This window comes from Lysobacter sp. Soil_N_23, assembly GCF_057656135.1.
Genome location: NZ_JBDGKY010000010.1, coordinates 38,010 through 64,379, shown reverse-complemented (window position 1 = coordinate 64,379; position 26,370 = coordinate 38,010). Strand labels below are relative to the sequence as shown.

The window sequence follows — 26,370 nt, the reverse complement described above, 5'->3', positions numbered from 1 at the left end:
TGGTCCGGGAGTCGTGTTGGCGTCGTCACGTTTAAGACGATTCTGATTCGTTTCGCGGTATCGCGAATGCACCCTAGCGTCGGTCTCGAACGATGCGGAGTGCAGATGAAGTCCACTTCAAACGCTGTCGAACCGTCAACAGGCATCAAGGCAGGCATCGCAACAGCGGTGCCGCACCGTGCAGCGAGAACCGCGGCGGACTATTCGCACGTCGGCTCACTCGACATCGCCCGTGACCTGGTCCAACAAGGGATGCTGTTCGAGATCCCCCTCTTCCCAGAGGAGCTCGGCGGCAACCGCGAGCCGTACAACCTGATCTACGTGCCACCGGGCATCCCGGAGATCATGGACCTGGTGACCGAAACCCTGCTGTCCCTGCGCAACGACGGGCTCGTCGACCAGCTCAGCATGGACGTCGAGTACAAGGGCAAGAGTTTCGTCCCCGGCAGCATCAGCGTACGCGCGACGCACAACAGCAAGAGCCGCAGCTTCGAACCGCGAATCGGGATCTGGTAGCGTGATCTGGTAGCGCCCTCCCGGTTCGATTGCATCGAGTGCTTGCCGCCTGTCGATCCGGCGGGCACGCTGTTGCGGCGCACCTTGCGCGCGCGGCCCGAACCGGAAACCTGCATGACGACGACCGACTGTCCGTTCTGCGCCATCGCCGCATACCAGGCACCGGCCAGTATCGTCTTCGAGGACGAACTGACGATGGCCTTCATCGGCCTGCGCCAGTTTCATGCCGGCCACACGCTGGTGATTCCGCGCCGACACATGAACGATGTCCGCGAGCTCGACCCGGCCACCGGCGCGGCATTGATGGCCACGGTCGCACTGGTGACGCGCGCGGTCGGCGAAGCATTCCCGAACAAGGGCCTGAGCCTGTGGCACTCCATCGGCGAGGCCGCGTTCCAGGAGGTCGCGCACATGCACATCCACATCCATCCACGCATGCCCGATGACGATTTCCTGCGCGTCTACCCGGCCGCGCCGCCAACGCCGGACCGCGCCACGCTCAATGCCCATGCGGACGTGCTGCGTGCGCAGTTGCAACGCATCCGCAGCGAACGCTGAGCGGCGACGGCGCGATCAGTCCGGCGACCAGGCACGCGCGATCATCGGTCCCAGATCGAAATCGCGCGGCAGCGTGCCCAGTGCGTTGCCATGGTCGCCCCCGATCCGGCTGCAGCAAAATGGCTCCGCCATGGGGCTGCCGTCGCGCAGCAGCAAGCTGGCCTGCAGCGCCAGTGCCAGGGCTTCGACCCAGCGTCGTGCCTCGACCTCCGGCACTTCGGCTTCGCCGACCAGGACCGGACGCAGTTCCTTCAACTCGGCGTCGAAGTCCGGATCCAGGTGCGCGGCCGCCTCCAGTTCGGCCAGCAGTGCCTGTCCGGTCTGCGGCTCGCGCTGCAGCGCGCGCATCACGTCCAGGCACTGGATGTTGCCACTGCCTTCCCAGATCGAATTGAGCGGTGCCTGCCGGTACAGGCGCGGCAGGATCGATTCCTCGACATAACCGGCACCGCCCAGGCACTCCTGGGCTTCGTTGACGAAGGCCGGCGCGCGCTTGCAGATCCAGTACTTGCCGATCGCGGTGGCGATCCGCGCGAACGCGGCCTCAGCCGGATCGTGCGCGGAGCGATCGACCGCGCGCGCCACGCGCATCGACAGCGTGATCGCCGCCTCGGCCTCGATGGCCAGATCGGCGAGCACGTTGCGCATCAGCGCATGCTCGACCAGGCGCTTGCCGAACGTGCGGCGGTGATGGGTGTGGTGCATCGCCTGCGCCAGCGCCATGCGCATTTCCGCCGCGGCGCCGAGCATGCAATCCAGCCGCGTCAGCATCACCATCTCGATGATGGTCGCCACGCCACGCCCCTCGTCGCCGATCCGCCAGGCCCAGGCGTCGGCGAACTCCACTTCCGACGACGCGTTGGACCAGTCACCGAGCTTGTCCTTGAGCCGCATCAGGCGGAACGCATTCTTGCCACCGTCCGGCCGCCAACGCGGCAGCAGGAAACAGCTCAACCCGGCCGGCGCTTGTGCCAGCACCAGGAAACCGTCGGACATCGGCGCGGAGAAAAACCATTTGTGCCCGACCAGCAGGTACTCGCCTTCCGCCGCGAGCGGCGTGGCGCGCGTGGTATTGGCACGGACATCGCTGCCGCCCTGCTTCTCGGTCATGCCCATGCCCAGTGTCACCCCGAGCTTGTGCTCGATGCCGACATCGCGCGGGTCGTAGTACGGCGAGGTCGCCTTGCCGGCCCACTCGTGCAATGCCGGCGCGTGCCGCAGCACCGGAATCGCGGCGTGGGTCATGGTCAGCGGGCAACTGCTGCCCGGTTCGACCTGATGGTGCACGTAACTCAGCGCGGCACGGGCGACATGCGCACCAGGACGCGGTTGCGACCACGACAGCCCGGCGACACCGTGCTCGATGCCGGCCTGCATGATGCGGTGGTAGTTGGGATGGAACTCGACCAGATCGATGCGCTGTCCGAAGCGATCGTGCGTGCGCAGACGCGGACGGTCGCGATGGGCATCGAAGCTGAGCCGGTACAACTCGTCGCCGGCCAGCGCACCGTAGGTCGCGAGCGCATCGGTGAAATCGCCGCCGCCCTCGCGCACGACCGCTTCGCACAGCGCGCTGTCGTCGCGCCACAGATCGCGCGGGCCGAACTCCGGCGGCTGGTTCTCGACCAGGTGCGTGGCAAACGGCGGCAGCGGTGGCATCTGCGACTCCGGCGCGGGCATGGGGTGATTCTAGGCCCCTGACGTGGGCAAGCCAGGCGTGCCCACGAAGCAACGTCCTTGGATCCCCGCCTTCGCGGGGATGACGGTAGTCAAAGGATGACGGTCGTCAGAGCACCGTCGCTGGGTCCCCGCCTTCGCGGGGATGACGGCCTAACGGTAGGAGCCCCTCTCCCGTTTACGGGAGAGGGGTTGGGGTGAGGGCCGCCGAAGACCGTGCAACGAAGAACCGGAGCGTCGTCCGCCGGGCTGGGGATTGCTCCGCAGCGGGACATGGATGTCCCGCGCCCCGCATTCGGACAGGATGTCCGACTAAGGGGCGGAGCAATCCCCGGCCCGGCGGACGGCGCCCCTCCGCAGACGCAAGCCCAACATGCAACAGCAACAGCGCAAGCAGGTCCCTCACTACGTTCGGGACGACAGAAGCAAAAAAAAGGCCCCGCAATGCGGGGCCTCCCAAGCCGATATTGCCGGGCTTGCGTCAGATCACGCCACCGGCGTGATGTTCGACGCTTGCGCGCCCTTCGGACCCTGCGTCAGCTCATAGCTGACGCGCTGGCCTTCCTGCAGGCTGCGGAAGCCCTTGGCGTTGATCGCAGAGAAATGCGCGAACACATCTGCGCTGCCGTCCTCGGGCGAAATGAACCCGAAGCCCTTGGCGTCGTTGAACCATTTCACGGTGCCGTACTGCATGTCCTTATCAACCTCATGCTGGATGCGTAGTCGCGCAGGGTCCGACAGCCGGGCCCACGCGCCGGTCGAGTATGCAAACTGAATGCCGGCTTGACAATCACCCCTGCCCCGGACGACCGAGCAGGGCCGCCAGCAGCGCCGGCAACCCGGCCGAGGCGACGGCCACATTGTCGAGCACGTCCTGCAGCGTGATGACCTCGTCCGGGTTCGGACCAGCGCCGGCCGCCCAGTTGGCGACAATGGCCAGACAGGCGTAATCCAGGCCCAATTCGCGCGCCAGGCCGGCTTCCGGCATGCCGGTCATGCCGACCAGATCGCAACCGTCCCGGCGCATCCGCGCGATCTCGGCGCGGGTTTCCAGACGCGGCCCCTGGGTCGCCCCGTAGCAACCCTCGGCGACCAGATCGACACCCGCCCTGGCCGCCGCGGCGATCACGTCCTGCCGCAGCGCGCGCGTGTACGGCTCACCGAAGTCGACATGCAGAACCTCGGACCCCTCGTCTTCACAAATCGTTGACGCCCGTCCCCAGGTGTAATCGATCAACTGATCGGGACAGGCCAGCACGCACGGCCCGAAGCGCTCGCCGATGCCACCGACGGTGTTCAGCGCGAGCACGCGCTGCGCGCCGAGCGACTGCAGCGCGGCGAGATTGGCGCGGTAGTTGATCTTGTGCGGCGGCAGCGAATGGCCTTCGCCATGCCGGGCGAGGAAAGCGACGCGATGACCGTCGAGCGTGCCGAGCCGGATCGGCCCGGACGGCGCGCCGAAGCGGGTCGACGGCTGCAGCGTTTCCACGTCGCGCAGCGCCGCCAGCTTGTACAGGCCGGTGCCGCCGATGACGGCCAGTGCAATCCCACTCATCAGCTCAGTCCTTCAACGCGTAGATCGCCGGCAGGTTGCGGCCCTGCTCGTGGTAGTCCATGCCGTAGCCGAACACGTAACGGTCCGGCACCTCGACGCCGACGTAGTCGGCATGCAGGCCCGGCACGCAGCGGTCGTGCACCTTCACCGCCAGCGCGGCGATGCGCACATCGCTGGCGCCCTGCTCCAGGCACCAGGCGCGGATCGCGGCCAGGGTGTGGCCCTCATCGAGGATGTCGTCGGCCAGCAGCACGCGGCGCCCCTGCAGCGGCGTCGCCGGACGATGCTTCCAGGTCAGCTCGCCACCGGACGTGGCACCGCGATAGCGCGTGGCATGCAGATAGTCGAACTCAAGGTCGAGTCCGAGCGCGCCGACTTCCATCGCCAGCTGCGCGGCAAACGGCAGGCCGCCGTGCATGATGGTGAGGTACACCGGCACGTCGTCGCCGTAATCGGCGCAGATCGGCGCGGCCATGTCCCTGATCGCCTGTTCGAGTGTGGCCCGGTCGATCAGCAGGTCGGAATTGGCCAGTGCGGCGGCCAGGTCGTTGCTCTTGGCAGCAGTCGTGCTCATCAGGCCAGGCCCTCCAGGTGGCTGCGCGCCGAGCCGTAGCGGCTGTCGGCCAACAAGCCGTCCCAACCCATCGCGCCGCGACCGATCAGGCCGGTCAGCGCCATCGTGTTGAGCGTGCGCCCCTGCACGGCCTGCAGCGATTCCTCGACCAGTTGCGGGTGGCACACCAGCACCACGTCGCAGCCGGCATCGTAATGGGCGTCGATGCGGGCCTTGATGCCGCCCACCGAGAACGCCGCCTTCATGCCGATGTCGTCGCTGAAGACCACGCCGCGAAAGCCCATCTCGTTGCGCAGCACGTCGTTGATCCAGAACTTCGAATAGCCCGCCGGCTCCGGCGCCACCGCCGGGTACTTCACATGCGCCATCATCACCGCATCGGCCTTGGCCTCGATGCCGGCGACGAAGGGAATCAGGTCGGTGGCACGCAGTTCGTCGAGCGGGCGCGGATCGACCGCATCGTCGAAATGGGTATCGGCCTGCACCGAGCCGTGGCCCGGGAAATGCTTGAGCGTAGCGGCCATGCCGGCAGCGTGCATGCCACGCACGTAGGCACGGGTGAACTCGGCGACCACGGCCGGATCGTCGGAGAACGCTCGATTGCCGATCACCAGGCTGCCGCGATCCAGGTCGACCACCGGCGCAAAGCTCAGGTCGACACCGCTGGCCTGCACTTCGGTCGCCATCAACCAGGCGTGCTCTTCCGCCAGCTTCAAAGCGGCCTCGCGGTCGTCGGCATGGAGCTTGCCGAAGCCCTGCAACGGCGGCAGCGCGCTGTAGCCTTCGCGGAAGCGCTGTACGCGGCCGCCTTCCTGGTCGACGCAGATCAACTGCGGACGCGTGGCTGCGGCGCGGATCGCCGCCGACAGCTCGGCGACCTGCTCGCGCGAGGCGAAGTTGCGGGTGAACAGGATCACGCCGGCGCACGCGTCGTGCTGCAGCCAGTCGCGCTCCTGCGCGGTAAGTTCGGTGCCGGCGACGCCGATCACGAGCATGCGGAAAACTCCAGGCGGTGGGGGCTGCGCCAAGGGCGCGGCCCCGCATTGTCGCGCAGATGGACGGCCGCGGCAGCCCCGCGACCGTTGTCAGATTCAGCTGTGAACGGTCAGCTGTGAACGGTCAGGCGATCAGACGGCGCAGCCGTCCGGTCCGCAGGCGGCGTCTTCATCCTTGCCGGCGGCTGGCTCGCCCACGGCCGGCGCGATGCCGATGCGGGCGAAGGCATCGCGGAACACATCCGGCGTCTGTGCGCCCTGCACCGCCAGGCGTCCATCGAGGACGAACGTCGGCACGGCCTGGATGCCGAGCGCGCGCGCCTGGCCCAGCTGTGCGCGCACCTCGGCCAGGCCCTCGTCGGAATCGAGCATCGCGCGCACGCGCTGCTCCGACAGGCCGCCCGCGGCGCCGGCATCGACCAGCGTCTGTACGTCGGCCAGATTGCGACCTTCGGCGAAATGGGCGCGGAACAGCGCCTCGCCGACCTGGTCGGCGTCGCCTTCCTGACCGGCCAGCCAGACCAGGCGATGCGCCTGGAGCGTATTGACCCGCACCTGACCGCGGTCGAAGTCGAACGGCAGGCCTTCGGCGCGACCGGCCGCCTGGGTCTGCGCCAGGATCTGCTCGGTGCGTTCCGCGCCGCCGAACTTGCGCTCGTACGCCTCACGCAGCGGAACCGGGATCTCGTCGGACTCGGGATCGAGCTGGAATGCGTGCCAGTGGATATCGGCGTTCTGCCCGACCTCGCCCAGCTGCGCCAGCGCCGCGCGCAGGCGGTGCTTGCCGATCCAGCACCAGGGGCAGACCACGTCGGACCAGATATCGATGCGCAGGGGTTTGTTGCTCATGGTGCCAAGATGGGGCCTCAATGGGTCGATGCAACCGCGCCGGAACGCTCGCTCTCGCTCCACTGCGAGTAAGGCCGCGTGGCCAGGGCGAGGTTGTAGTAGCGCACCGCCTCGGTCACTTCCGCGCCGATCCACGCCGGCCGGGCGAACGCCTCGTCCGCCGATGACAGCTCGATCTCGGCCACCACCAGCCCGGCGTTGTCGCCGAGGAACTCGTCGACTTCCCACAGGTGGCCTTCGTGCTGGACGTAGTGGCGACGCTTGTCGACCAGGCCGCCGACGCACAGCGCCAGAAGGCCACGCGCATCGTCGACCGGGATCGGGTAGTCGAACTCCTGGCGGGTGTGGCCCAACTCGCGCGACTTGAGGTTGAGGAAGGCCTCGTCGCCGGCGATGCGCACGCGCACCGAAGCCTTCATCGCGCCGCTGTCCATCGCGGCCTGGTCATTGATGTAACCCTGCGCCATCGGCACGACTTCGCGCGCGGCCGCGCGCCAGCCATCACCGGTGACCAGGAACTTGCGTTCGATTTCGATGCCCATGAAAGCTCCTTTGTGCTGGATCAGCCCGGCTCGAACATCGCGATCGACTCCACGTGCGCGGTGTGCGGGAACATGTCCATCACGCCTGCTGCGCGCAGTTTCCAGCCGCGTTCGTTGACCAGGTAGCCGGCATCGCGCGCCAGCGAGGCCGGATGGCAGCTGACGTAGACGATGCGCCCGAACTGTTTCAGCGGAAGCTGCGCCAGCACCACGTCTGCGCCTGAACGCGGCGGATCGAGCAGCAGCTTGTCGAAACCCTGCTTCATCCAGGACTCGCCGCTGAGGTCCTTGGCCAGGTCGGCGGCATGGAAGTCGGCGTTGGCGATGCTGTTGTGCGCGGCGTTCTCGCGCGCGCGGCGCACCAGTCCCGCCTCGCCTTCCACGCCGACCACCTCGCGCACCTGGCGCGCCAGCGGCAGGGTGAAGTTGCCCAGGCCGGCGAACAGGTCGAGCACGCGGTCGCCCGGCTGCGGCTGCAGCAGGTCGATCGCATGCTGGATCATCTTGCCGTTGAGGCCGGCGTTGACCTGGATGAAGTCGAGCGGGCGGAACAGGAATTCCAGGTTCCACTGCGCCAGGCTGAAAGCGAGTTTCGGTTCGGCCGGCCACAACGCATGCACGCTGTCCACGCCGGCCGGCTGCAGGAAGATCGCGAAGCCGTGCGCCTGGCCGAAGGCGACCAGGGCGTCCTTGTCGGCGTCGGTCAGCGGCACCAGGTGGCGGATCGTCAACGCGATGCCGCTGAAGTCCGGGGTCGGATCGCCGGCGATGAACTCGATCTGCGGGATCTCGCGCCGTGCCTGCAGGCCGTCGACCAGCGCGGCGAGCGCGCCGATGCTTTCGCCGATCTGCGGGATCACCGTGTGGCATTCGCGCAGGTCGGCGACGAAACGCGGATCGGTTTCGCGGAAACCGACCAGGGTCTTGTCCTTCTTCTCGACGCGGCGCACCGAGAAGCGGCCCTTGCGGCGGTAGCCCCAGGCGGCGTCGGTCAGCGGCGCGAGGATGCGTTCGGGCGTGACATGGCCGATGCGCTCGAAGTTCTCCATCAGCACGCGCTGCTTGGCGAGGATCTGCTGGTCCTGCGCGTAGTGCTGCAGGGCGCAGCCGCTGCAGGTGCCGAAATGCGGGCAGCGCGGGTCGACGCGCTCGGGCGCCGCCTCGAGCACTTCGACCGTGCGGGCTTCATCGAAACTGCGGTGGCGGCCGGTCTGCGAGGCCATGACGCGCTCGCCCGGCAATGCGCCGGCGACGAACACGGCCTTGCCATCGGGCCGGCGGGCTACGCCGCGGCCGTCGTGGGTGAGTCCGGTGATTTGTACTTCGAAGGGGGTCTGATCTATGCGGGCCACAGCGGCTGGCGTGAAACTGGGGGCCGGCTATTGTCGCAGATGCGACTGTCTCCCTTCTCCCGCGTGCGGGAGAAGGTGCCCGAAGGGCGGATGAGGGCTGCCCCTCACCCTCACCCTCACCCCTCACCCTCACCCTCACCCTCACCCCAACCCCTCTCCCGCAAGCGGGAGAGGGGCTCGCACTACTTCTGCTTCCAGCCGCCACCCGCATCCTGCACCCACCACCCCGCGCGCGCACTGTCGATCCACTGGCGCGCGAACACGGCGCGGATCTGCTGCTCCCACTCGGGATGGTTGTTGGCCACCGCGATCTCGCGGTAGACGGCCTTGGCGTCACGGCCCTGCTCGGCGACCGCCTGGTTCACGCCCACCCGCTCGGGCAGCGGGATCTTGGCCGCATCGCGGACACTGATGGTGCCGTCGTTGGCGAAGCCGAGCGCGCCGGAATCGAAATGCGCCCGCAGCTGGTCGTTGAAGCGCGAGGCCATTCGCGACCGGATCGCCTGGATTGCCGGCGTCTTGATGTTGATGTCCGGCTGGTCCTGCGCCTGGGCCGTGCCGATGCCGACCAGCGACAGCCAGTCGATGCGCGAGGCCAGCGAACCGGAACTCATCGCACCAGAGCCGCGCGGAGACAGCGATGCGCTCTGCCCGCCGGGCTTGTCCTGCGGCTGGGGCTGCGTCTGCTGGGCTTCGTCGCCAATGACCTTCTCGACGAATTCCTTGGCCGCTTCCTTGGCCTCGGCAGCCGGGAAGTAGACGTTGATCGTGACGCAGGCAGTCAGCATCACGGCGGCGACCGGTACCCCCATCCAACGGCGCATGTCTGTTCTCCTTTGATCGGTGTCCGCGGCAGTCGCACTGCACGGATTGAAGCGTGGGCTACCTTACTCGAAGACCGGTTTGACGTCGCCGCTGCTGGCCGCGACCAGGCGTTCGAGCAACGTCGGCCAATCGACGCGACGGTTGAAACCGACCACGCTCAAGCGCGGCAGGCCGGACCCTTCGACGATAATAAATCCCGGACCGGCTGAACCCAGCCCTTCCATTTCGCAGACCTCGTCGACCAGCCGACAGGCGATGCCGATTTCGCGATAGCCGAAGTCGTCGAACAAGCCGATCAGCTGCGATTGCAGGCCACTGACGAACGAGGCATCACTGACGCTCGACAGGTCCTGCACGGCGCGCTGGCTGATGCGCTGGCGCACGCCGCCGACCTTGGCGGCATCGGCGTCGGTTTGCAGGTAGGACGTGAATGCCACGGGCTGCCAGTCGACCAGGCGCAGGTCGGCGATGCGACCGTCGAGCTTGCCGGTGATCGTGCCGAAACCGAGCACGCCGGTCAGCGCTTCCAGGTCGATATCGTCGAAGGCGATATCCGACGACAGCGTCGGTGCGACGCCGAACGGACGCTCCATCGCCAGCGACGACACCTGCACCGTGCCGCCGAACAGTTGCATCGCCAGGCCGCCCTCGAAGTCGAGGCGGTCGTCGGCGTAGCGCGCCTCGGGGATGTGGCCGGTCAGCTGGCCGGTGAAGGCCGGCCAGCCCAGTGCCGTCGAAAGCTGGGCGACGTCGAGCTGCTCCAGTTCCAGGCCGAAGCGGATTTCCAGGCCCTTGTCCGCCGCCGGTGGCTTGATCTGGAAGTGATCGAAGCCGGCGCGTCCGCCCAGCAATTGCATCGACACCGGCTGGGTCAGCTGCAGTACGCCGTCGGCGCTGCGCAAGGGCAGGCGTGCGGCGCCGAATGCCAGGCCATGCAGCGCGCCGCCGCGCCAGCGCAGTTCGCTTTCCCGTGTTGCGCTGGAAGAGAAGCGCACATCGCCTTCCAGCCCGTCGAAACGGAAGCGGCCGCGCGGGTCGTCGACGACCACCGAGTCGAGTTTGAAATCGGCTTCGCGCAGTTCGCCGCGTTCGATCCGCACGCGCGCGTCGGCAGCGCCGCCGAGTTGCAGCTCACCCAGTCCGGCCAGGCCGAGGAAGCCGGTGAGGTAGCCGTCGCGCAACGGCGCGAGGTCTGCGCTATGGGCGCGCAGGTCGAGCGTGCGCAATTGCATCTGCGGATCGAGCGCGGCGCGGGCATCCACGCGCAGGACACCGCGATCGTTCCAGGCCAGCTTCGGCAGCTCCCAGCCGCCGCCTTCGTGCTGCTCGGCCTGCACCGCCAGGTCGACGCGGCGCTGCTGCAGCGCCAGGTAGGCATTGCCAAACAACATCTCTCCGCCGTGCAGTTGGCCCTCGATGCCGACGCGCGTGGTCGCTGCAATCTCGCCGTCGATCTGGAGCTGTGCGCCAATGTTCTCGCCGGCAACGCTGCCGTCGGCCGTGTCGAAGGCCAGACCCTGCAGGTTCACCGGACCGCTGGCACGCAGCGGTGCCTTCGCCGGCGCGAGCACGTCGAGCCGGCCCGTGGCGGTGCCTGCCTTGATCCGGCCCTGCGGCCAGGCCTGTGCCAGCAGCGCCTGCGCCCAGGCTACGGGCACGCGGGTCAGGTCGATCCGGGTCAGGCCGGGCGCGGAGGTGAGCCGCTGCATGGCGAGCGTCCCGCCCCCTTGGGCGAGGCGAGCGTCGATGCGGGTCGGGTCGAGGTCCAATGCCAGGCGCAAAGGCCGGCTGTTCCCGCTGCGGACGTCGCCTTCGCAGCGCCAGCGGTCACGGTCTCGCGACAAGGGGCAGCGCCAGGTGACGTTGCGATAGCCATAGCCGAGGTCCGGTGCTTCGACCCGCCCCGCCCGCAACTCCAGCGTGCCCTGCGGCGACCCGGCCGGCCAGTCCAGGCGGACTTGCACGTCGCTCATCGTCGCCACCGCCAGCGTCACCTTGGCGATGCGCGCCTGCGCCGTGCGCGCGTGCGCCGCGCCCATGGTCAGTAACAGCACGGTCAGTAACAGCACGGCCAGCAACGGCACGGACAGCAGGCAAGCCAGCAGCAGGCGTAATATCGCTCGCGACATCCGCGCAGCATACCCACAGGACGCGAACCGGCGATGACGCCGCACGACCCACCGCCCCGAACTGGTCCGCCGCGCCTGTTGCTGGTCGAGGACGATCCGATCAGCCGCAGCTTCCTCGGCGCTGCCCTGGCCGCCGTCCCGGCCGAGGTCGATGCCGCCGACAGCCTGGCCGCCGCGGTGGCCCTGGCGTCCTCGCAGGACTACGCGCTGTGGATGATCGACGCCCGCCTGCCCGACGGCAGCGGCGGCGAACTGCTGGCGCGCCTGCGCGAGAAGCATCCGCACACGCCGGCACTGGCGCATACCGCCGCGCACGAGTCGACCATTCTCGATGCGCTGCTGGCGGCCGGATTCGGCGAGGTGCTGGTCAAGCCGATGCCGGCGGCGACGGTGCAGGCGGCCGTGCGACGGATGCTGGGAGTGTCCGGCGGGCCAGCACGCACCGACGCCGTGGCCGACGACGGCCCGTTGCCGCTGTGGGACTACGAAGCGGCGGCGCGCGCGCTCAACGGCAACCGCAGCCACGTCGACACGTTACGTGGGTTGTTCGCGATGGAGCTGCCCAAGACACTGCAGGCGATCACCGAGGCCGGCGCACGCGGCGACGGCGACGCCATGCGCGCCGACCTGCATCGCCTGCGCGCCAGTTGCGGATTCGTCGGCGCGTTGCGCCTGGCGACGGCGGTGGAGGCACTGCATCGCGAACCTGCGTCGCCTGCGTTACGGGAAGCCTTCGTCCGGGCCGCGCGCGAAACCCTGGATTCGTTGTAGGAGCGAGCTTGCTCGCGAAGAGGCCTGGCGCAGCTGCATCGCGAGCAAGCTCGCTCCTACGGCGAGCCTGCGGGATCCGGTGATTCGCGCCGGGCGGTGACGCGGCCGAGTTCGGCCAGCATTTCCCAGGACTTCAGTCCGCGCGATCCCAGGTAATGGGAAAGCACGCTGCGCATGGCGCGTCGCAGGCCCTGCAGGTCTTCCGGATCGGGCGGGCTGTCGTCGGCCAGCGACAGCAGCGCGCGGCCGGTGGCGGCCGTGCTGCGATCGCCATGGCCGCGATCGCTGAGCAGCCGGCGCGGTCCGTACTCAGGATCGAGTCGATAGCGTGCGGCCGGGTCGATCGGCGCGCCGTCGCCGTCGTGGTGCCAGTCGAATCCGAAACCCAGCGCGTCAAGCAGATCGCGTTCGTAACGACGCAGCGTCCAGCCCAGCGCGTCTCCGGCGCCGATGCGCGCACGAGCAAGGGCATAGGCGTCGTAGAGGTCCGGCGCAGGGTCCTGGCGCGGTGCCAGGCGCAAGGTCAGTTCATTGAGATAGAAGCCGGCGAGCATCGCTTCACCGCCCAGCCGCGGCGCGACGTCAGTGGCCTCGGCCGAAACCAGGCGCGCCAGTTCACCCACATGCACCGCGTCGAAACGGATCGACTGCAGCGGCTGCAACGCCGCGCGCAGCACCTGCCGCTTGGGTCCCTGCACGCCGCGCGCCACCAGGCCCAGGCGGCCGTGGTTGGCACTGAGCACTTCGACCAGCAAGCTGGTCTCGCGCCAGGGCCGCGCGTGCAGGACGAAGGCCGGTTCGTTGCTCAGGCGCACTAATCGTGATAGCCAAACGCCCGCAGCGCCGCTTCGTCGTCGGACCAGCCTTCGCGCACGCGCACCCAGGTTTCCAGGAACACCTTGCTGCCGAACAGGCGCTCCATCTGCTGGCGCGACCGCGCTCCGATCTCGCGCAGGCGCTCGCCGCCCTTGCCGATCACGATCGCTTTCTGGCCGTCGCGCTCGACCCAGATCACCGCGCCGATGCGCAGCAGGTTGCCGTCGACCTCGAACTTCTCGATCTCGACCGTCGTGGCGTACGGCAGTTCTTCGCCGAGCTGGCGCATCAGCTGTTCGCGCACCATTTCGCCGGCGAGGAAGCGCTGGCTCTTGTCGGTGATCTCGTCCTCGCCGTACAGCGCGTCCTGTTCCGGCAGCTGCGCGAGGATGGTCTTGACCAGTGCTTCCAGGCCGCTGCGCTTGAGCGCCGAGATCGGGTGCACGCCGGCGAAGTCGCGGCCTTCGCTGACCTTGGCCAGGTACGGCAGCAGTGCGGCCTTGTCCTTGAGGCGATCGACCTGGTTGACGACCAGCACGACCGGCATGCCGGCCTTCTTGAGGGCGTCGAATGCGAGGGAGTCCTCGTCGTCCCATTGCCCGGCGCGCACCACCAGCAGGGCGGTGTCGACGCCTTCCAGGGCGCCGCGCGCGGCGCGGTTCATCCAGCGGTTCATCGCGCGCTTCTGTTCGCGGTGGATGCCGGGGGTGTCGACCAGCAGCAGTTGGCCTTCCGGGAAGGTGGCGATGCCGAGCAGCTGGTGGCGGGTGGTCTGCGGGCGGCTGGAGGTGATGCTGACCTTGGCGCCGACCAGCGCGTTGACCAGGGTGGACTTGCCGACGTTGGGACGGCCGATGACGGCGACGTGGCCGGCGCGATGCGTGGGGGTGTTCATTAGGGAGATTGTCGGCTTGCGGGGGGTTGAGGGCAAACGATTGCTTCTGCCTCGCCCATGGGTTCCTTGAGTTCCTTGGGTTCCCGGGTTCCGTCTGCGGAGCGGCGCCGTCCGCCGGGCCGGGGATTGCTCCGCCCCTTAGTCGAACATCCTGTCCGAAGGCGGGGCGCGGGACATCCATGTCCCGCTGCGGAGCAATCCCCGGCCCGGCGGACGACGCTTCGGTGCTTTGTTGCCCGGTCTTCGGCGGCCCTCGCCCCAACCCTCTCCCGCAAGCGGGAGAGCGGCGTTATGCCGTCATCCCCGCGTAGGCGGGGACCCAGTGACGTTGCTCTGCCGTCATTCCCGCGAAGGCGGGAACCCATGGACGTTGCTTCTGGCGGGCCTGGGCTGCGCGCCCGGCGTCGAACCGCTCAGTCGTCGATCTTCAACCGCTCCAGCGCCACTTCCGCCGCGATCTGCTCGGCGGCGCGGCGGGACCCGGCCTCGCCCTGGGTGATCAAGGGCGGCTGGACCAGCGTGCAGGTGACCACGAACGACTTGGCATGGTCCTCCCCGCTCTCGCTGAGCAGAGCATACACCGGCAATGGCTTCTGCCGCCCCTGCAGCCATTCCTGCAGTCGCGTCTTGGCGTCCTTGCCGACCTTGTGGGGTGGCGGCAGGGCGGCGATCGCGGCCTCGAACCACGGCAGGACCGCGGCGCGGCAGGTCTGGAAGTCGGAATCGAGGTAGATCGCGCCGATCACCGCTTCCAGGGCGTCGGCAAGGATCGAATCGCGGCGGTGGCCGCCGGACTTCATTTCGCCGGGGCCGAGGGTCAGGCGGGCGCCGAGTTCCAGTTCGCGTGCAATCGGCGCCAGGGCCGACTCGCGCACCAGCTCCGCGCGGGCCCGGGTCAACGCGCCTTCGTCGGCGCGCGGCCAATGCATGTACAGCGCCTCGGCCACGATCAGGTTGACCAGCGCATCGCCGAGGAACTCGAGCCGCTCGTTATGCGGCGCACCGGCGCTGCGGTGGGTCAGGGCCTGGTCGAGCAGGCCCTGGGTGTTGAAGCGGTAGCCGATCCGGTCACTCATCCAGCGCGGTGCGACTGAGCAGCTGTTCGGCCGTGAAATGGCCGACGACGTCGATGTTGGCGATCAGCGGGCGACGCACTTCGTAGTCGACCGACATGGTGTAACCGGCGTCCTTGCGGGCGATCTTGACGTTTTCCGGCTTCACGTTCTCGGCGTAGCTGATGTACAGGCGGCGGAAGAACAGGTCCTTGATCGAGGACGGGTCCTTCTGGGCGATGCCCGCTTCCTTCGACAGTTCCTTGAGTGCTTCCTTCACGGCGAAGTACTCCGAGTACATCGGAACCAGCTTCATGCCCATGTAGATGAACACGCCGGCCACCGCCAGCACGATGACGAACCCGATCAGGGTCATGCCGCTCTGCGTACGCTTCATTTCAACGATCCCCAGGTTTTGGTGTTGTCACCCCGGGTCGTCGCAGTCCCCTTCGACGACCCGGGCGGTGTTGCCGGCGCAGTATTGCCTGGCCAGTATTACTTGGTCAGTACCACTTGGTCAGTATTACTTGATCCTGCTGCCGATGCGTGAACGGTCGACGCCACCGTCGAAATTCATCCAGATCAGGAACGCCTTGCCGCGCAGGTTCTGCTCCGGCAGGAAGCCCCAGTATCGGCTGTCCTCGCTGTTGTCGCGGTTGTCGCCCATCACGAAATAGTGACCCGGCGGCACCACCCAGTCGCCCTCGCCCTGGTCGAGGAACGGCAGATTGGTCCGCTCCAGGACGTTGTGCTCGCGGCCGAGCAGGTTCTCGCGCAGTTCCTCCGACCCGGTCATCTCGGTGCCGTTGCCGACACCCTCGTAGACGCCGACCGGGACGTAGCTCAGCACTTGCCCGTTCACCGTGACCTGGTTGTCGTGGTAGCCGACGCGGTCGCCGGGCAGGCCGACCACGCGCTTGATCCAGTCCTGGTCAGGATGGTGCGGCGGGCGGAACACGACCACGTCGCCACGCGCCGGCTCGCCCAGGGCGACGAACTTGTGGTTGTTGACCGGCAGCCGCAGGCCGTAGGTGAACTTGTTGACCAGGATGAAATCGCCGGTCAGCAGGGTCGGCATCATCGAGTTTGACGGGATGCGGAAGGGTTCGGCGACGAAGCTGCGCAGGATCAGCACCACCGCCAGCACCGGGAAGAACGCCTTGGAGTAGTCGATGACGACCGGTTCCTTGCCGTCATCGAGCAGGCCCTCGCGGGCGGCGCGGCGCTTGGCCAGCCACAGCTTGTCGAGAAGCCAGACCAGGCCGGTGAACAGGGTCAGGGCGACCAGGATGATTTCAAACCAACGCATGCGTGCTCCTCGGGAGAGCCGGAAATGGGGAATCGGGATTGGACGAGCGGAACTGCGCGGACTGGCGAGGGGTCGCCCCCCGGCAACCTCTCATCCCGAGCATAGCGAGGGATCTGCTGTTCGTCATGCGCAGCATGAGGCGGCTGGCGTGCCGGATTGCGTACACCCGTCCGGCGGCCGCGACGCCCTGCTGCGATGCGAACTGCTGCGACATTACTTGCTGTCGACCTGCAGCACGGCGAGGAAGGCCTCCTGCGGGATCTCCACGCGGCCGACCTGCTTCATGCGCTTCTTGCCCTCTTTCTGCTTCTCGAGGAGCTTCTTCTTGCGGCTGATGTCGCCGCCGTAGCACTTGGCAAGCACGTTCTTGCGCATGGCCTTGACCGTGGAGCGGGCGATGATCTGCGAGCCGACGGCGGCCTGGATGGCGACGTCGAACATCTGCCGCGGGATCAGTTCCTTCATCCGCTCGCACAGGTCGCGACCGCGACGGTCGGCGTGGCTGCGGTGGGTGATGATCGACAGCGCATCGACCTTGTCGCCGTTGATCAGCGTGTCCACGCGCACGAAGGGACCGGCCTGGAAGCGCAGGAAGTGGTAGTCCAGCGAGGCATAGCCGCGGCTGACCGACTTGAGCCTGTCGAAGAAGTCCAGCACCACTTCGGCCATCGGCAGTTCGTAGCTGATCTGCACTTGGCCGCCCATGTACTGGATGCCGATCTGCACGCCGCGCTTCTCTTCGCACAGCGTGATCACGTTGCCGACATAGTCGGGCGGCGTGAGGATGTTGGCGCGGATGATCGGCTCGCGGACCTCTTCGATCATGTTCACCGGCGGCAGCTTGGCCGGGTTGTCCATCGGCACGATCGAACCGTCGGTCTTGAGCACCTCGTAGATCACCGTCGGTGCGGTGCTGATCAGGTTGAGGTTGTACTCGCGCTCCAGGCGCTCCTGCACGATCTCCATGTGCAGCATGCCGAGGAAGCCGCAGCGGAAACCGAAGCCCATCGCCTCGGAGCTTTCCGGCTCGAAGCGCAGCGCGGCGTCGTTGAGGCGCAGCTTGTCGAGGGCTTCGCGCAGGTCCGGATAGTCCTCGGCATCGACCGGGAACAGGCCGGCGAACACGCGCGGCTGCATTTCCTGGAAGCCCGGCAGCGGCTTGGCCGCCGGGTCGGCCGCCGAGGTCAGCGTGTCGCCGACCGGCGCGCCGTGCACGTCCTTGATCGAGGCATGGATCCAGCCCACTTCGCCGGCGCCCAGCTTGGGCAGGTCCTTGCGCTTGGGGGTGAACACGCCAACCTTGTCGACCTGGTGGGTGCGGCCGGTCGACATCACCAGCAGCTTGTCGCCGGGCTTGATCTCGCCCTGCATCACCCGCACCAGCGAGACCACGCCCAGGTAGTTGTCGAACCACGAGTCGATGATCAGCGCCTGCAGCTTGTCGGTGTCGCGCGGCTTCGGCGGCGGGATGCGGTGGACGATCGCCTCGAGCACGTCGACGACGTTCAGGCCGGTCTTGGCGCTGATCGCCACGGCGTCCTCGGCGTCGATGCCGATCACCGCCTCGATCTCGGCCTTGGCGCGCGCGATGTCGGCCGTGGGCAGGTCGATCTTGTTGAGCACCGGCACCACTTCCAGGCCCTGCTCCACCGCGGTGTAGCAGTTGGCGACCGACTGCGCTTCCACGCCCTGGGCGGCGTCGACCACCAGCAGCGCGCCCTCGCAGGCGGCCAGCGAGCGGCTGACTTCATAGCTGAAGTCGACGTGGCCGGGGGTGTCGATGAAGTTCAGGAAGTAGGTCTTCCCATCCTTGGCCGTGTACGGCAGGGACACCGACTGCGCCTTGATGGTGATGCCGCGCTCGCGCTCGATCGGATTGGAGTCCAGGACCTGCGCTTCCATCTCGCGGGCTTCGAGGCCGCCACAGAGCTGGATGATGCGGTCGGCCAGGGTCGATTTGCCGTGGTCGACGTGGGCAATGATGGAAAAGTTTCTGATCTGCTGCATGCGGGGCCGCGCGAGGCTAGCCGGTTCCTGGAAAATCAACGCGCGATTATCGCATACGGCCCGCTTGCACCGGCTCCACCCTGCCCAGACGCGCCGGCCAGACCGCAGGCGCGCAGGGCATTGTTGGGGCAAGCGGCAGGGCGGCCGGGCTCAGCCCGCCTTGGCGGCGTCGTCGGCGGTCACGGCAATGAACTGGGTGCCGCCCTGGCGGCGCACCAGCAGCATCACCGTCTGGCCCGGTTTGACCGAGGCCAGCGCGCGATCCAGCGCCGAGGCACTGGCGACCGAGTTGCGCCCCACCGACAGCACCACGTCACCCGGCCGCAATCCGGCCTCGGCTGCGGCATCGCCGGGGTTGCGCACCAGCACGCCCTCGTTGCCGCGCAGGCCCAGACGCTGGCGATCGCCGCTGCTCAGGTCCTGGCCGACCAGGCCAAGCGCATTGCCAGCGGACGGGCGCGACTCGCCGCCACCGATGGACGGGCGCGGCGAACCGGAGCCGCCGGCCACCGTGGCGTCGAGCTCGTTGACCACGACCGACAGGTCGACGTTGCGGCCGTTGCGGAACACGCTGACCTTGGCCTTGGTGCCGGGCGCCATCGAGCCGATGATCGGCGGCAGGTCGCTGGATTCGTTGATGTCGCGACCATCGACGGCGCGGATCACGTCGCCGCGCTCGATGCCGGCCTTCTCGGCCGGGCTGCCGGGCAGCACGTCGGCGATCAGGGCGCCGCGGCTGTCGGGCAGGCCGAGGCCCTTGGCCGACTCGCTGGTGATCTGCTGCACCTGCACGCCCAGCTGGCCGCGACTGACCTTGCCGGTTGCGCGCAACTGCTCCGCCGCGCCCATCGCAACATCTATCGGGATGGCGAAGCTCACGCCCATGTAGCCACCGGAGTTGCTGAAGATCTGCGAATTGATGCCGACGACTTCGCCGCTGGTGTTGAGCAACGGGCCACCGGAGTTGCCCTGGTTGATCGCCACGTCAGTCTGGATGAAGGGCACATAGCGCTGGTTGGCGTACGGATTGCTGCGGCCGACCGCGCTGACGATGCCGGCGGTGACCGAATGGTCCAGGCCGAACGGCGAACCGATCGCGATCACCCACTGACCGGCCCTGGTCGAATTGGCATTGGCCATGCGCAGGAACGGCAGGCCCTTGGCGTCGATCTTGAGCAGCGCGACATCGGACTGCTCATCGCTGCCGATCACCTTGGCGGTGAACTCGCGGCGGTCGGACAGCTTGACCGTGACCGTGTCGGCACCTTCGACGACATGGTGGTTGGTCATCACGTAGCCATCGGCCGACATCAGGAAGCCGCTGCCCATCGAGGTACCGCCACCGCGCGGGCCGCGCGGACCGCCGGGGCCGCCCGGGAAGGGCATGTCGTCGCCGAAGAAGCGGCGGAAGATCTCGGGAATCTGCTCGTCGTCCGGCGCGCCGCGCACGTTGCGCTGTGGCGCGACTTCGGCCTGGATGTTGACCACGGCCGGTCCGACCCGCTGGACCAGGTTGGTGAAGTCCGGCAGACCACTGACCAGCGGCGCGGCCGGCGTCGCCGCAGGCGGCGGCGCGATGGGCGTGGCGGGCGGCTGCGCAGTGCAGGCGACCGGCAGCGAAGCGGCGATGGCAGTAACCAGCGCGAGTGAACGAAGCGCAGGGGAACGAAGCGGACGGTTCATCGAATTCGGCCTCGGGAGAGATCGGATTGCAGTCGGGAGGATTGCGGGTGACCGCACTGTCGAGACGGTGCGGGGAATGGCTCAGCGTTGCGGCACAGTCGACTCGACCTCGGCCGCAGCCGGATTGGTTGCCGGTGCCGCCAGACTCGGTTCGACCACACTGGGTTCAAACGGATAGAACGAAGGCGACGATGCCCCGCTGCCATAACTGGCGGTGAGTCCGGCGTTGCCGGAGTACTGCGGCAGGACTGCGCGCGGCCACGGTCGAGCCGTGACCTCGGGATGTTCGGGCTGGAACGGTTTTGCCGCGATGGCAGGGCCGTCGGTCGAGGCGATCGCGACATGGGTGACCGGCGCAGCCGCCGACGCCACCGCAGTAGCCGGGGCCGACATGCGGGTCTGGCGACTGGCGCGCAGCGCAGCGCGCTGGCTCTGGCTGCGCGTGGAACGACGCTCGGCCGCGCGACGCGGCACTTCCACCGCCGCCACCGCCGCGGCACCCAGGCCGGCCTCATGGTCAGGGGCTGAGGGGATGGCCGGTGCCGGGACCGGAACGGGCGCCGCCGGGGTGGCCGTCGCAGCGGCAACCTGCGTGGCCGCGCTGTCGCCTACCGCAGGCGCCGCATCGTTGGAGAACGGTCGGGTCGCGAACAGCGCAGCGACGGCCACCGAGGCCGCGAGCGCGCCACCGATCCAGCCACGCCGGCTGGCGATCGGGCGCCGCGCGCGCGATTGCGTCGCGGTCGAAACCACCGCAGCCAGCGTCGGTTCCTGCGCGATGGCCTGGGCAACGCGGTCGGCGAAGCTGCTGCCGGCGATCGCCGTGGCCTGGCCACGCAGCACATCGCCATACAGCTGCCAGCGGCCGCAGGCCTGGCGCCATTGCAGGTCGTGGCCCAGCCGCTTCAGTGCGAAGCGTGCGGCGTCGCCCTGCAGTTCGCCGTCGAACAGCGCGCATAGGTGATCACGCTCGTCAGTGCCGCGGTCGTCAGTGCCTGGAGTATTCATCGCTTCGAAGCTTCCGCAGAGTCGTTGTCGAGCAGTGGCCGAAGTTCGGCATCGATCGCTTCGCGCGCACGGAAGATGCGCGAACGGACGGTGCCGATGGGACAGCCCATCTTCTGCGCGATTTCGTCATAGCTCAGACCGTCCACCTCGCGCATGGTGATGGCGGTCCGCAGTTCTTCCGGCAGGGTTTCGACCACGCGCATCAGCGTTCGTTCGATTTCCTGCCGCAGCAGTTCATGTTCCGGCGTGTCGGTGTCGCGCAGGCGCGTGCCGGTGTCGAACTGCTCGGCATCGCCGGCGTCGATGTCGTCGGTCGGAGGCCTGCGGTTCTGTGCAACCAGGTAATTCTTTGCAGTGTTCACGGCGATCCGGTGCAACCACGTATAGAACTGGGCATCGCCACGGAAGTTCGGCAGCGCCCGGTAGGCGCGTATGAAGGTTTCCTGGGCAACGTCCTGGCATTCGCTCCAGTCGGGGATGTAGCGCCCGATCAGTGCGGTGATCCGATGCTGGTACTTGCGCACCAGCGCATCGAAGGCCGCACTGTCGCCGCGCTGGACACGCCCGACCAGCTCCTGGTCCAACTCCACGTCTTTGGGCAACACTAATTCGGCCATACCGCGCCGGCACTCCTGTGGGCTCGGCCATGGCCGAACAATGGGACAACCCTGTCGGGGGAAAGTTCAATCACGATCATTAATGGGGTCGGGCCGTTCGGGCTGCAAGCGGCAGGGGGAGCAGAAGCGGGAATAGGGAATGGGGAGTATGAAGCGGGAACTCCAGGCTTCCGCGTTTGAACGCCTGCCACAAACAGGACGTGACGGCAGGCAGGCGAGAACCCATCGTTCCCGCTCCACTATTCCCGCTTCATACTCCCGCCAGTGCCCGCCCACCTCACCGGCGGGCAACTGCCCCCGACGCCCCCGCGATTTGACGCCGGGGAAACATCCTCGGGATGATAGCGGTCTCTCCATACCTGAACGAATGGTGCCGAATGATTGCTGGCCTTGACGGTCTTCGCTTCCAGCACTGGCAGACCGAGCTGCGTGCCGATGGCGTGCTGGTGCTGTCGTTCGACCGCGCCGGTGCGCCGGTCAACACCTTTGCCCAGGACGTCCTGATCGAACTGGACACGCTGATCGAGCGCCTGGCGCTGGATCCGCCCAAGGGCCTGGTGCTGCGCTCGGCCAAGGCCTCGGGCTTCATCGCCGGGGCCGACATCAAGGAATTCCAGACCTTCGACGCGAAGGGCACGGTCGGCGATGCGATCCGCCGCGGCCAGCAGACCTTCCAGCGCCTGGCCGAACTGCCCTGCCCGACCGTCGCGGCGATCCACGGCTTCTGCATGGGCGGCGGCACCGAGATCTCACTGGCCTGCCGCCACCGCGTCGCCAGCAACGATCCGTCGACCCGCATCGGCCTGCCGGAAGTGAAGCTGGGCATCTACCCCGGCTGGGGCGGCAGCGTGCGCCTGCCACGCCTGATCGGTGCGCCGGCCGCGTTCGACATGATGCTGACCGGGCGCACGCTGTCGGCTTCGGCCGCGCGCGCCAACGGACTGGTCGACAAGGTGACCGATGTCTCCAGCCTGATCGATGTTGCCGCCGCCTATGCGCTGCGCGGCAGCCAGCGTCCGTTCAAGCAGCGGGCACTGGCATGGGCGACCAACACCCTTCCTGCGCGCAAGCTGCTCGCACCGATGCTGACCAAGCAGGTCGCCCGCAAGGCGCGCAAGGAGCACTACCCGGCGCCGTACGCGTTGATCAACACCTGGGCCAACAGCGGCGGCGGCATCCAGAACCTGCTGTCGGCCGAACGCAAGTCGGTGGTGAAACTGGCTTCGACGCCGACCGCGCGCAACCTGATCCGCGTGTTCTTCCTGCAGGAGCGGCTCAAGGGACAAGGCGGCAAGGAGCACGGCATCAGCCACGTCCATGTCGTCGGCGCCGGCGTGATGGGTGGCGATATCGCCGCATGGTCGGCTTACAAGGGCTTCAACGTCACCGTGCAGGACCGCGAGCAGCGCTTCATCGATGGCGCGCTGACACGCGCGCAGACGCTGTTCGAGAAGAAGGTGAAGGACGAAGCCAAGCGCATGGACGTGGCCGCACGCCTGAAGGGCGACCTCGCCGGCGACGGCGTCGCCAGCGCCGACCTCGTGATCGAAGCGATCATTGAGCAGGCCGAAGCCAAGCGTGATCTCTACGCCGAACTCGAACCGCGCATGAAGTTCGACGCATTGCTGACCACCAACACTTCGTCGATCCCGCTGAGCGAACTGCGCGAGCACATCGGCCGCCCTGCGCATTTCGCCGGCCTGCACTACTTCAACCCGGTGGCGTTGATGCCGCTGGTGGAAATCATCCACCACGACCGCGTCGCCCCGCAGACGCAACAGCGCCTGGCGGCGTTCTGCAAGGCGATCGACAAGCTGCCGGTACCGGTGGCGGGAACGCCGGGCTTCCTGGTCAACCGCGTGCTGTTCCCGTACATGCTCGAGGCGGCGACGGCGTACGCCGAAGGGATTCCGGGCGCGGCGATCGACAAGGCCGCGGTGAAGTTCGGCATGCCGATGGGCCCGATCGAACTGATCGACACCGTCGGCCTCGACGTCGCCTCCGGCGTCGGTGGCGAACTGGCGCCGTTCCTCGGCCTGCCGATTCCCGCTTCGCTGGCGACACCGCCGCAGCAGGGCAAGCGTGGCAAGAAGGACGGGCAAGGCCTGTACAAGTGGGAAAACGGCAAGGCGATCAAGCCCGCGCTGCCCAAGGACTACCAGACTCCGTCGGACCTGGAAGACCGCCTGATCCTGCCGCTGCTCAACGAAGCGGTGGCGTGCCTGCACGACGGCGTGGTCAGCGACGCCGACCTGCTCGATGCCGGCGTGATCTTCGGCACCGGCTTTGCGCCGTTCCGCGGTGGCCCGATCCAGTACATCCGCGAAACCGGCGCCGATGCGCTGCTGACGCGACTGCAGCAGTTGCATGCACGTTACGGCGATCGATTTGCACCGCGCCCGGGTTGGGACAGTGGGGCGCTTCGTAGTTGATTGAAGCGAAGGGCGACGTCCATGGATCCCCGCCTTCCCAGCAACCATATCTCGCAGATGGCGCATTGAATTGGCATGCAAACGTCTTGCACACCGTGACGGTGCCGGAATACCGTTACCCACGTCGGGAGACTGGGGTTATCCCTCGGTGTGCAGGAACGCCATGCACGGTGAGGGGCGTTCGCCACCAAAGGGAGCACTCGTGTGGAACCGGACGATGCTGTGGGGGGGGGCCAATTCCGGCGCCAAGATCGAAGCGACAGTCTCGGCAGGATCACGCTCAGAGGTGGCCCCCAGGTATCGGCTGGAGCACCCGATCCTCATTGTTGTCAGCGAGGTCGACGCCTCCGCGACCTTGGCCGCCAGGGGCTAGCACCGCGAAGAAGCACTACACGTCGAAGCATGCGCCCTGTCGGCGATCCGACGCTCACCTCTGCGCTCGTCGTGATCGGCATGCAAGCCACGCAAGACTATTCCCGTAAGCTCTGCGCCCGGAGCCCTGCATCGTGCTTTTCGACAGGCAAGGTCGATGACTGACAGAGCAGCCGGCTGTCACCGGTTGAAGCAGGGCGTCAGCTCTTGGACTAGAGCATGCCCCTGAACAATGACGCTGAATGGCTCGGATGGTTGACACGGATAGCAGTCAACTGCAATGACGCCCTGCGGGTGATCGACATAAAAGAGAACGGTGTCTTCGGCTTCCGCTGATGCAAGCAGGAGGGCCCTAGGGTTTACCTGTTCCAGTCTCGCCAGCCCCAAGTAAACCTTTTCATGGAAACCAATCATCCCTGTCAGATCGCCGACCCTCTGTCGGAAACACCCTAGCAACACGGAGACATCAGATCGGGTGATATAAGCCGAAACCAATCCGGGGGCAGTGGTGATGTCCTTAGGCCAATTAAATGGGAATGGCTCCTCCGAACTCGCATTGAAGTCGTCCAACTCCACAGGCTTATCGGTCGCCTTGGCAATGACTGCAGCAAGCTTGGGACCATGCTCTGCACGCGACCGCTCTTGCTCCTGAGCCTCCAAGCCCCTTGCTCGCCGTAGGCGCAACTCATCAATCCTGCTCTGGTTCGACATAAGTTCCCTGCATCAGCGCTTGTCAAAGTCCATTCGGACCTTGCTTTCGTTCTGGATGCGGGGCCTTCCTGCCGCATCAATTTGTCCCTCGGGCTTCACCGTACCCGCCTCAACCTGAGACATGCCGGCATGATCACCACGTATATCTCGCGATACTTGAACAGACTTCGATTCTGTTCCTCCACCGGGCTTGGGAACTTCATATGTCTGCTGCCGTCCCACTGGCGTTCCGTCTGAAGCTCGGCCATTCGTTTGGCTCGTAGCCTGCTGACTGGTAGGAATGCCCGCTTGGCGCTTAGCCTCGCGGGTCGCTGCCCGCTGGCCAATATTTGCTGCGGTCTTGATGGCACCAATGGTTTTCCCAGCAGGAACAGCCGAGGAAACTTGATCTACCGTCGACATCGACATCGTCTGCTCGCCGGGGGCGGGAGCATTCGCATAGTTCGACGTGAAGTACGCCGTGATACCGAAGATGATCGGCACCAACACCGGTAACCGTCCATCGGGGTCTTTGAACTTGTACGGGTTGTTGTAGGCGTAGGCATAGCGGTTGAAGTGCCGCATGTCACTACTGCCGTGAGCAGTTACCGGATCGACACTCAGAGATCGTCCGATTATCGGATCGTAGTAGCGATCCTGCATGTAGACCAGTCCAGTCGCCGAATCTTGGACGTGGCCGGCGTAGCCGGGCCCATCAGTCATCGAGGGTGTCAACTGCGCGCCATACGGCTCGTACTCCCGTCGCTCGATCACGTTGCCACGCTCATCCGTGAGAGCCACGATCGAGCCCAGGGCATCTGTATGGACGTAAGTTACGGTCCTCTCTTGTGCAAGGGCGATGCCACCACTCCACAACAGACTGAGCGCAGCCAGCACAACGGTCCATGCCAGCTTCTGCATTGCCATCTCCTGAACAGGGTCGGTTCGAGCCTAGCGAGCAACAGGTGCGGCATCAACCCTTGGTAGGGTGAGCGCTTGAATTCTCCGCAAAAAGAAGACAGATGGGCGGGCACACACGACTTTGTTCAACAGGTAGACAAAGAAAAGGTGACCCGCCGCTCGCTTTAGTGGCGGAAGCTTTTGACGTTGCTTCGAGAGGCTGAGGCCAAGAGCAAGCCAAAGTCA

General features: G+C 67.0%; 25 protein-coding genes. 4 read left to right on the top strand and 21 right to left on the bottom strand.

Annotated features, from left to right (window positions below; all coding sequences use genetic code 11):
• The first annotated feature begins 105 nt into the window (after window positions 1-105).
• Together AC3A3X_RS09495 and AC3A3X_RS09490 are read left to right on the top strand one after the other, a co-directional pair.
• Window positions 106-516: a hypothetical protein gene (locus tag AC3A3X_RS09495; protein ID WP_487582779.1), complete on the top strand. Its 411-nt coding sequence runs from the start codon at window positions 106-108 to the stop codon at window positions 514-516.
• A gap of 114 nt (window positions 517-630) precedes the next feature.
• Window positions 631-1,074, top strand: a complete 444-nt coding sequence (locus AC3A3X_RS09490; RefSeq protein WP_487582778.1) for an HIT family protein — start codon at window positions 631-633, stop codon at window positions 1,072-1,074.
• Window positions 1,075-1,089: 15 nt separating this feature from the next.
• Here AC3A3X_RS09490 and AC3A3X_RS09485 read toward each other — a convergent pair whose 3' ends face one another.
• The 10 genes from AC3A3X_RS09485 to AC3A3X_RS09440 form a co-directional block, all read right to left on the bottom strand.
• Entirely contained in the window at window positions 1,090-2,754 is a 1,665-nt protein-coding gene (locus AC3A3X_RS09485; protein WP_487582777.1) for an acyl-CoA dehydrogenase family protein, read from the bottom strand.
• A gap of 483 nt (window positions 2,755-3,237) precedes the next feature.
• The gene (locus AC3A3X_RS09480) at window positions 3,238-3,444 is read right to left on the bottom strand and encodes a cold-shock protein (RefSeq protein WP_158733706.1); all 207 of its coding nucleotides are present in this window, start codon (window positions 3,442-3,444) and stop codon (window positions 3,238-3,240) included.
• Between the two features lie 97 nt (window positions 3,445-3,541).
• Complete coding sequence (locus AC3A3X_RS09475) at window positions 3,542-4,306, bottom strand: S-methyl-5'-thioinosine phosphorylase (protein ID WP_487582776.1); 765 nt, start codon at window positions 4,304-4,306, stop codon at window positions 3,542-3,544.
• 4 nt (window positions 4,307-4,310) lie between these two features.
• On the bottom strand, window positions 4,311-4,880 hold the full coding sequence (locus AC3A3X_RS09470) for a hypoxanthine-guanine phosphoribosyltransferase (protein WP_487582775.1): 570 nt from the start codon (window positions 4,878-4,880) through the stop codon (window positions 4,311-4,313).
• Window positions 4,880-5,875: a beta-N-acetylhexosaminidase gene (gene nagZ / locus AC3A3X_RS09465; RefSeq protein ID WP_487582774.1), complete on the bottom strand. Its 996-nt coding sequence runs from the start codon at window positions 5,873-5,875 to the stop codon at window positions 4,880-4,882. Before nagZ ends, AC3A3X_RS09470 begins: the two co-directional genes overlap by 1 nt.
• Window positions 5,876-6,007: 132 nt before the next feature.
• Window positions 6,008-6,709, bottom strand: a complete 702-nt coding sequence (locus AC3A3X_RS09460; protein ID WP_487582838.1) for a DsbA family oxidoreductase — start codon at window positions 6,707-6,709, stop codon at window positions 6,008-6,010.
• A gap of 32 nt (window positions 6,710-6,741) precedes the next feature.
• Window positions 6,742-7,266 carry a CYTH domain-containing protein gene (locus AC3A3X_RS09455; RefSeq protein ID WP_487582773.1) on the bottom strand — a complete coding sequence of 175 codons (525 nt, stop codon included), beginning with the start codon at window positions 7,264-7,266 and terminating at the stop codon, window positions 6,742-6,744.
• Window positions 7,267-7,286: 20 nt separating this feature from the next.
• Window positions 7,287-8,618, bottom strand: a complete 1,332-nt coding sequence (gene rlmD, locus AC3A3X_RS09450; protein WP_487582772.1) for a 23S rRNA (uracil(1939)-C(5))-methyltransferase RlmD — start codon at window positions 8,616-8,618, stop codon at window positions 7,287-7,289.
• Between the two features lie 182 nt (window positions 8,619-8,800).
• Complete coding sequence (locus tag AC3A3X_RS09445; protein WP_487582771.1) at window positions 8,801-9,442, bottom strand: DUF1318 domain-containing protein; 642 nt, start codon at window positions 9,440-9,442, stop codon at window positions 8,801-8,803.
• A 63-nt stretch (window positions 9,443-9,505) separates the two neighbouring features.
• The gene (locus AC3A3X_RS09440) at window positions 9,506-11,572 is read right to left on the bottom strand and encodes a translocation/assembly module TamB domain-containing protein (protein ID WP_487582770.1); all 2,067 of its coding nucleotides are present in this window, start codon (window positions 11,570-11,572) and stop codon (window positions 9,506-9,508) included.
• A gap of 33 nt (window positions 11,573-11,605) precedes the next feature.
• On the opposite strand from AC3A3X_RS09440, the gene AC3A3X_RS09435 reads away from it, so the two are divergent.
• Entirely contained in the window at window positions 11,606-12,343 is a 738-nt protein-coding gene (locus AC3A3X_RS09435) for a response regulator (RefSeq protein ID WP_487582769.1), read from the top strand.
• A 56-nt stretch (window positions 12,344-12,399) separates the two neighbouring features.
• On the opposite strand, the gene recO is transcribed toward AC3A3X_RS09435, so the two are convergent.
• The 9 genes from recO to rpoE form a co-directional block, all read right to left on the bottom strand.
• On the bottom strand, window positions 12,400-13,158 hold the full coding sequence (gene recO, locus AC3A3X_RS09430) for a DNA repair protein RecO (RefSeq protein ID WP_487582768.1): 759 nt from the start codon (window positions 13,156-13,158) through the stop codon (window positions 12,400-12,402).
• Window positions 13,158-14,054, bottom strand: coding sequence for a GTPase Era (gene era / locus AC3A3X_RS09425; RefSeq protein ID WP_487582767.1), 897 nt, complete (start codon window positions 14,052-14,054; stop codon window positions 13,158-13,160). The genes recO and era overlap by 1 nt, the downstream gene beginning before the upstream one ends.
• 413 nt (window positions 14,055-14,467) lie before the next feature.
• A complete protein-coding gene (gene rnc, locus AC3A3X_RS09420) occupies window positions 14,468-15,130 on the bottom strand; it encodes a ribonuclease III (RefSeq protein WP_487582766.1) in 663 nt (220 codons plus the stop codon).
• The gene (locus AC3A3X_RS09415; RefSeq protein ID WP_487582765.1) at window positions 15,123-15,503 is read right to left on the bottom strand and encodes a DUF4845 domain-containing protein; all 381 of its coding nucleotides are present in this window, start codon (window positions 15,501-15,503) and stop codon (window positions 15,123-15,125) included. Before AC3A3X_RS09415 ends, rnc begins: the two co-directional genes overlap by 8 nt.
• Before the next feature lie 126 nt (window positions 15,504-15,629).
• Window positions 15,630-16,415 carry a signal peptidase I gene (lepB, locus tag AC3A3X_RS09410; RefSeq protein ID WP_487582764.1) on the bottom strand — a complete coding sequence of 262 codons (786 nt, stop codon included), beginning with the start codon at window positions 16,413-16,415 and terminating at the stop codon, window positions 15,630-15,632.
• A 213-nt stretch (window positions 16,416-16,628) separates the two neighbouring features.
• Window positions 16,629-18,422, bottom strand: a complete 1,794-nt coding sequence (lepA, locus tag AC3A3X_RS09405) for a translation elongation factor 4 (RefSeq protein ID WP_487582763.1) — start codon at window positions 18,420-18,422, stop codon at window positions 16,629-16,631.
• Window positions 18,423-18,572: 150 nt separating this feature from the next.
• On the bottom strand, window positions 18,573-20,105 hold the full coding sequence (locus tag AC3A3X_RS09400; protein ID WP_487582762.1) for a DegQ family serine endoprotease: 1,533 nt from the start codon (window positions 20,103-20,105) through the stop codon (window positions 18,573-18,575).
• A gap of 81 nt (window positions 20,106-20,186) precedes the next feature.
• A complete protein-coding gene (locus AC3A3X_RS09395) occupies window positions 20,187-21,113 on the bottom strand; it encodes a sigma-E factor negative regulatory protein (protein WP_487582761.1) in 927 nt (308 codons plus the stop codon).
• A complete protein-coding gene (rpoE, locus tag AC3A3X_RS09390) occupies window positions 21,110-21,730 on the bottom strand; it encodes an RNA polymerase sigma factor RpoE (protein WP_487582760.1) in 621 nt (206 codons plus the stop codon). Before rpoE ends, AC3A3X_RS09395 begins: the two co-directional genes overlap by 4 nt.
• A gap of 377 nt (window positions 21,731-22,107) precedes the next feature.
• On the opposite strand from rpoE, the gene AC3A3X_RS09385 reads away from it, so the two are divergent.
• Window positions 22,108-24,162, top strand: a complete 2,055-nt coding sequence (locus AC3A3X_RS09385; protein WP_487582759.1) for a 3-hydroxyacyl-CoA dehydrogenase NAD-binding domain-containing protein — start codon at window positions 22,108-22,110, stop codon at window positions 24,160-24,162.
• Between the two features lie 552 nt (window positions 24,163-24,714).
• On the opposite strand, the gene AC3A3X_RS09380 is transcribed toward AC3A3X_RS09385, so the two are convergent.
• Both AC3A3X_RS09380 and AC3A3X_RS09375 read right to left on the bottom strand, forming a co-directional pair.
• Complete coding sequence (locus AC3A3X_RS09380) at window positions 24,715-25,245, bottom strand: hypothetical protein (protein WP_487582758.1); 531 nt, start codon at window positions 25,243-25,245, stop codon at window positions 24,715-24,717.
• Window positions 25,246-25,257: 12 nt separating this feature from the next.
• Window positions 25,258-26,145 carry an RHS repeat domain-containing protein gene (locus AC3A3X_RS09375; RefSeq protein ID WP_487582757.1) on the bottom strand — a complete coding sequence of 296 codons (888 nt, stop codon included), beginning with the start codon at window positions 26,143-26,145 and terminating at the stop codon, window positions 25,258-25,260.
• Between the last annotated feature and the right edge of the window lie 225 nt (window positions 26,146-26,370).

Excerpts from the sequence above, each read along its gene's own strand:
- AC3A3X_RS09495 (WP_487582779.1), top strand. The coding sequence starts at position 106 with ATGAAGTCCACTTCAAACGCTGTCGAACCGTCAACAGGCATCAAGGCA.
- AC3A3X_RS09490 (WP_487582778.1), top strand. The coding sequence starts at position 631 with ATGACGACGACCGACTGTCCGTTCTGCGCCATCGCCGCATACCAGGCA.
- AC3A3X_RS09485 (WP_487582777.1), bottom strand. The coding sequence starts at position 2,754 with ATGCCCGCGCCGGAGTCGCAGATGCCACCGCTGCCGCCGTTTGCCACG.
- AC3A3X_RS09480 (WP_158733706.1), bottom strand. The coding sequence starts at position 3,444 with ATGCAGTACGGCACCGTGAAATGGTTCAACGACGCCAAGGGCTTCGGG.
- AC3A3X_RS09475 (WP_487582776.1), bottom strand. The coding sequence starts at position 4,306 with ATGAGTGGGATTGCACTGGCCGTCATCGGCGGCACCGGCCTGTACAAG.
- AC3A3X_RS09470 (WP_487582775.1), bottom strand. The coding sequence starts at position 4,880 with ATGAGCACGACTGCTGCCAAGAGCAACGACCTGGCCGCCGCACTGGCC.
- nagZ (WP_487582774.1), bottom strand. The coding sequence starts at position 5,875 with ATGCTCGTGATCGGCGTCGCCGGCACCGAACTTACCGCGCAGGAGCGC.
- AC3A3X_RS09455 (WP_487582773.1), bottom strand. The coding sequence starts at position 7,266 with ATGGGCATCGAAATCGAACGCAAGTTCCTGGTCACCGGTGATGGCTGG.
- AC3A3X_RS09445 (WP_487582771.1), bottom strand. The coding sequence starts at position 9,442 with ATGCGCCGTTGGATGGGGGTACCGGTCGCCGCCGTGATGCTGACTGCC.
- AC3A3X_RS09440 (WP_487582770.1), bottom strand. The coding sequence starts at position 11,572 with ATGTCGCGAGCGATATTACGCCTGCTGCTGGCTTGCCTGCTGTCCGTG.
- AC3A3X_RS09435 (WP_487582769.1), top strand. The coding sequence starts at position 11,606 with ATGACGCCGCACGACCCACCGCCCCGAACTGGTCCGCCGCGCCTGTTG.
- era (WP_487582767.1), bottom strand. The coding sequence starts at position 14,054 with ATGAACACCCCCACGCATCGCGCCGGCCACGTCGCCGTCATCGGCCGT.
- rnc (WP_487582766.1), bottom strand. The coding sequence starts at position 15,130 with ATGAGTGACCGGATCGGCTACCGCTTCAACACCCAGGGCCTGCTCGAC.
- AC3A3X_RS09415 (WP_487582765.1), bottom strand. The coding sequence starts at position 15,503 with ATGAAGCGTACGCAGAGCGGCATGACCCTGATCGGGTTCGTCATCGTG.
- lepB (WP_487582764.1), bottom strand. The coding sequence starts at position 16,415 with ATGCGTTGGTTTGAAATCATCCTGGTCGCCCTGACCCTGTTCACCGGC.
- lepA (WP_487582763.1), bottom strand. The coding sequence starts at position 18,422 with ATGCAGCAGATCAGAAACTTTTCCATCATTGCCCACGTCGACCACGGC.
- AC3A3X_RS09400 (WP_487582762.1), bottom strand. The coding sequence starts at position 20,105 with ATGAACCGTCCGCTTCGTTCCCCTGCGCTTCGTTCACTCGCGCTGGTT.
- AC3A3X_RS09395 (WP_487582761.1), bottom strand. The coding sequence starts at position 21,113 with ATGAATACTCCAGGCACTGACGACCGCGGCACTGACGAGCGTGATCAC.
- rpoE (WP_487582760.1), bottom strand. The coding sequence starts at position 21,730 with ATGGCCGAATTAGTGTTGCCCAAAGACGTGGAGTTGGACCAGGAGCTG.
- AC3A3X_RS09385 (WP_487582759.1), top strand. The coding sequence starts at position 22,108 with ATGATTGCTGGCCTTGACGGTCTTCGCTTCCAGCACTGGCAGACCGAG.
- AC3A3X_RS09380 (WP_487582758.1), bottom strand. The coding sequence starts at position 25,245 with ATGTCGAACCAGAGCAGGATTGATGAGTTGCGCCTACGGCGAGCAAGG.
- AC3A3X_RS09375 (WP_487582757.1), bottom strand. The coding sequence starts at position 26,145 with ATGCAGAAGCTGGCATGGACCGTTGTGCTGGCTGCGCTCAGTCTGTTG.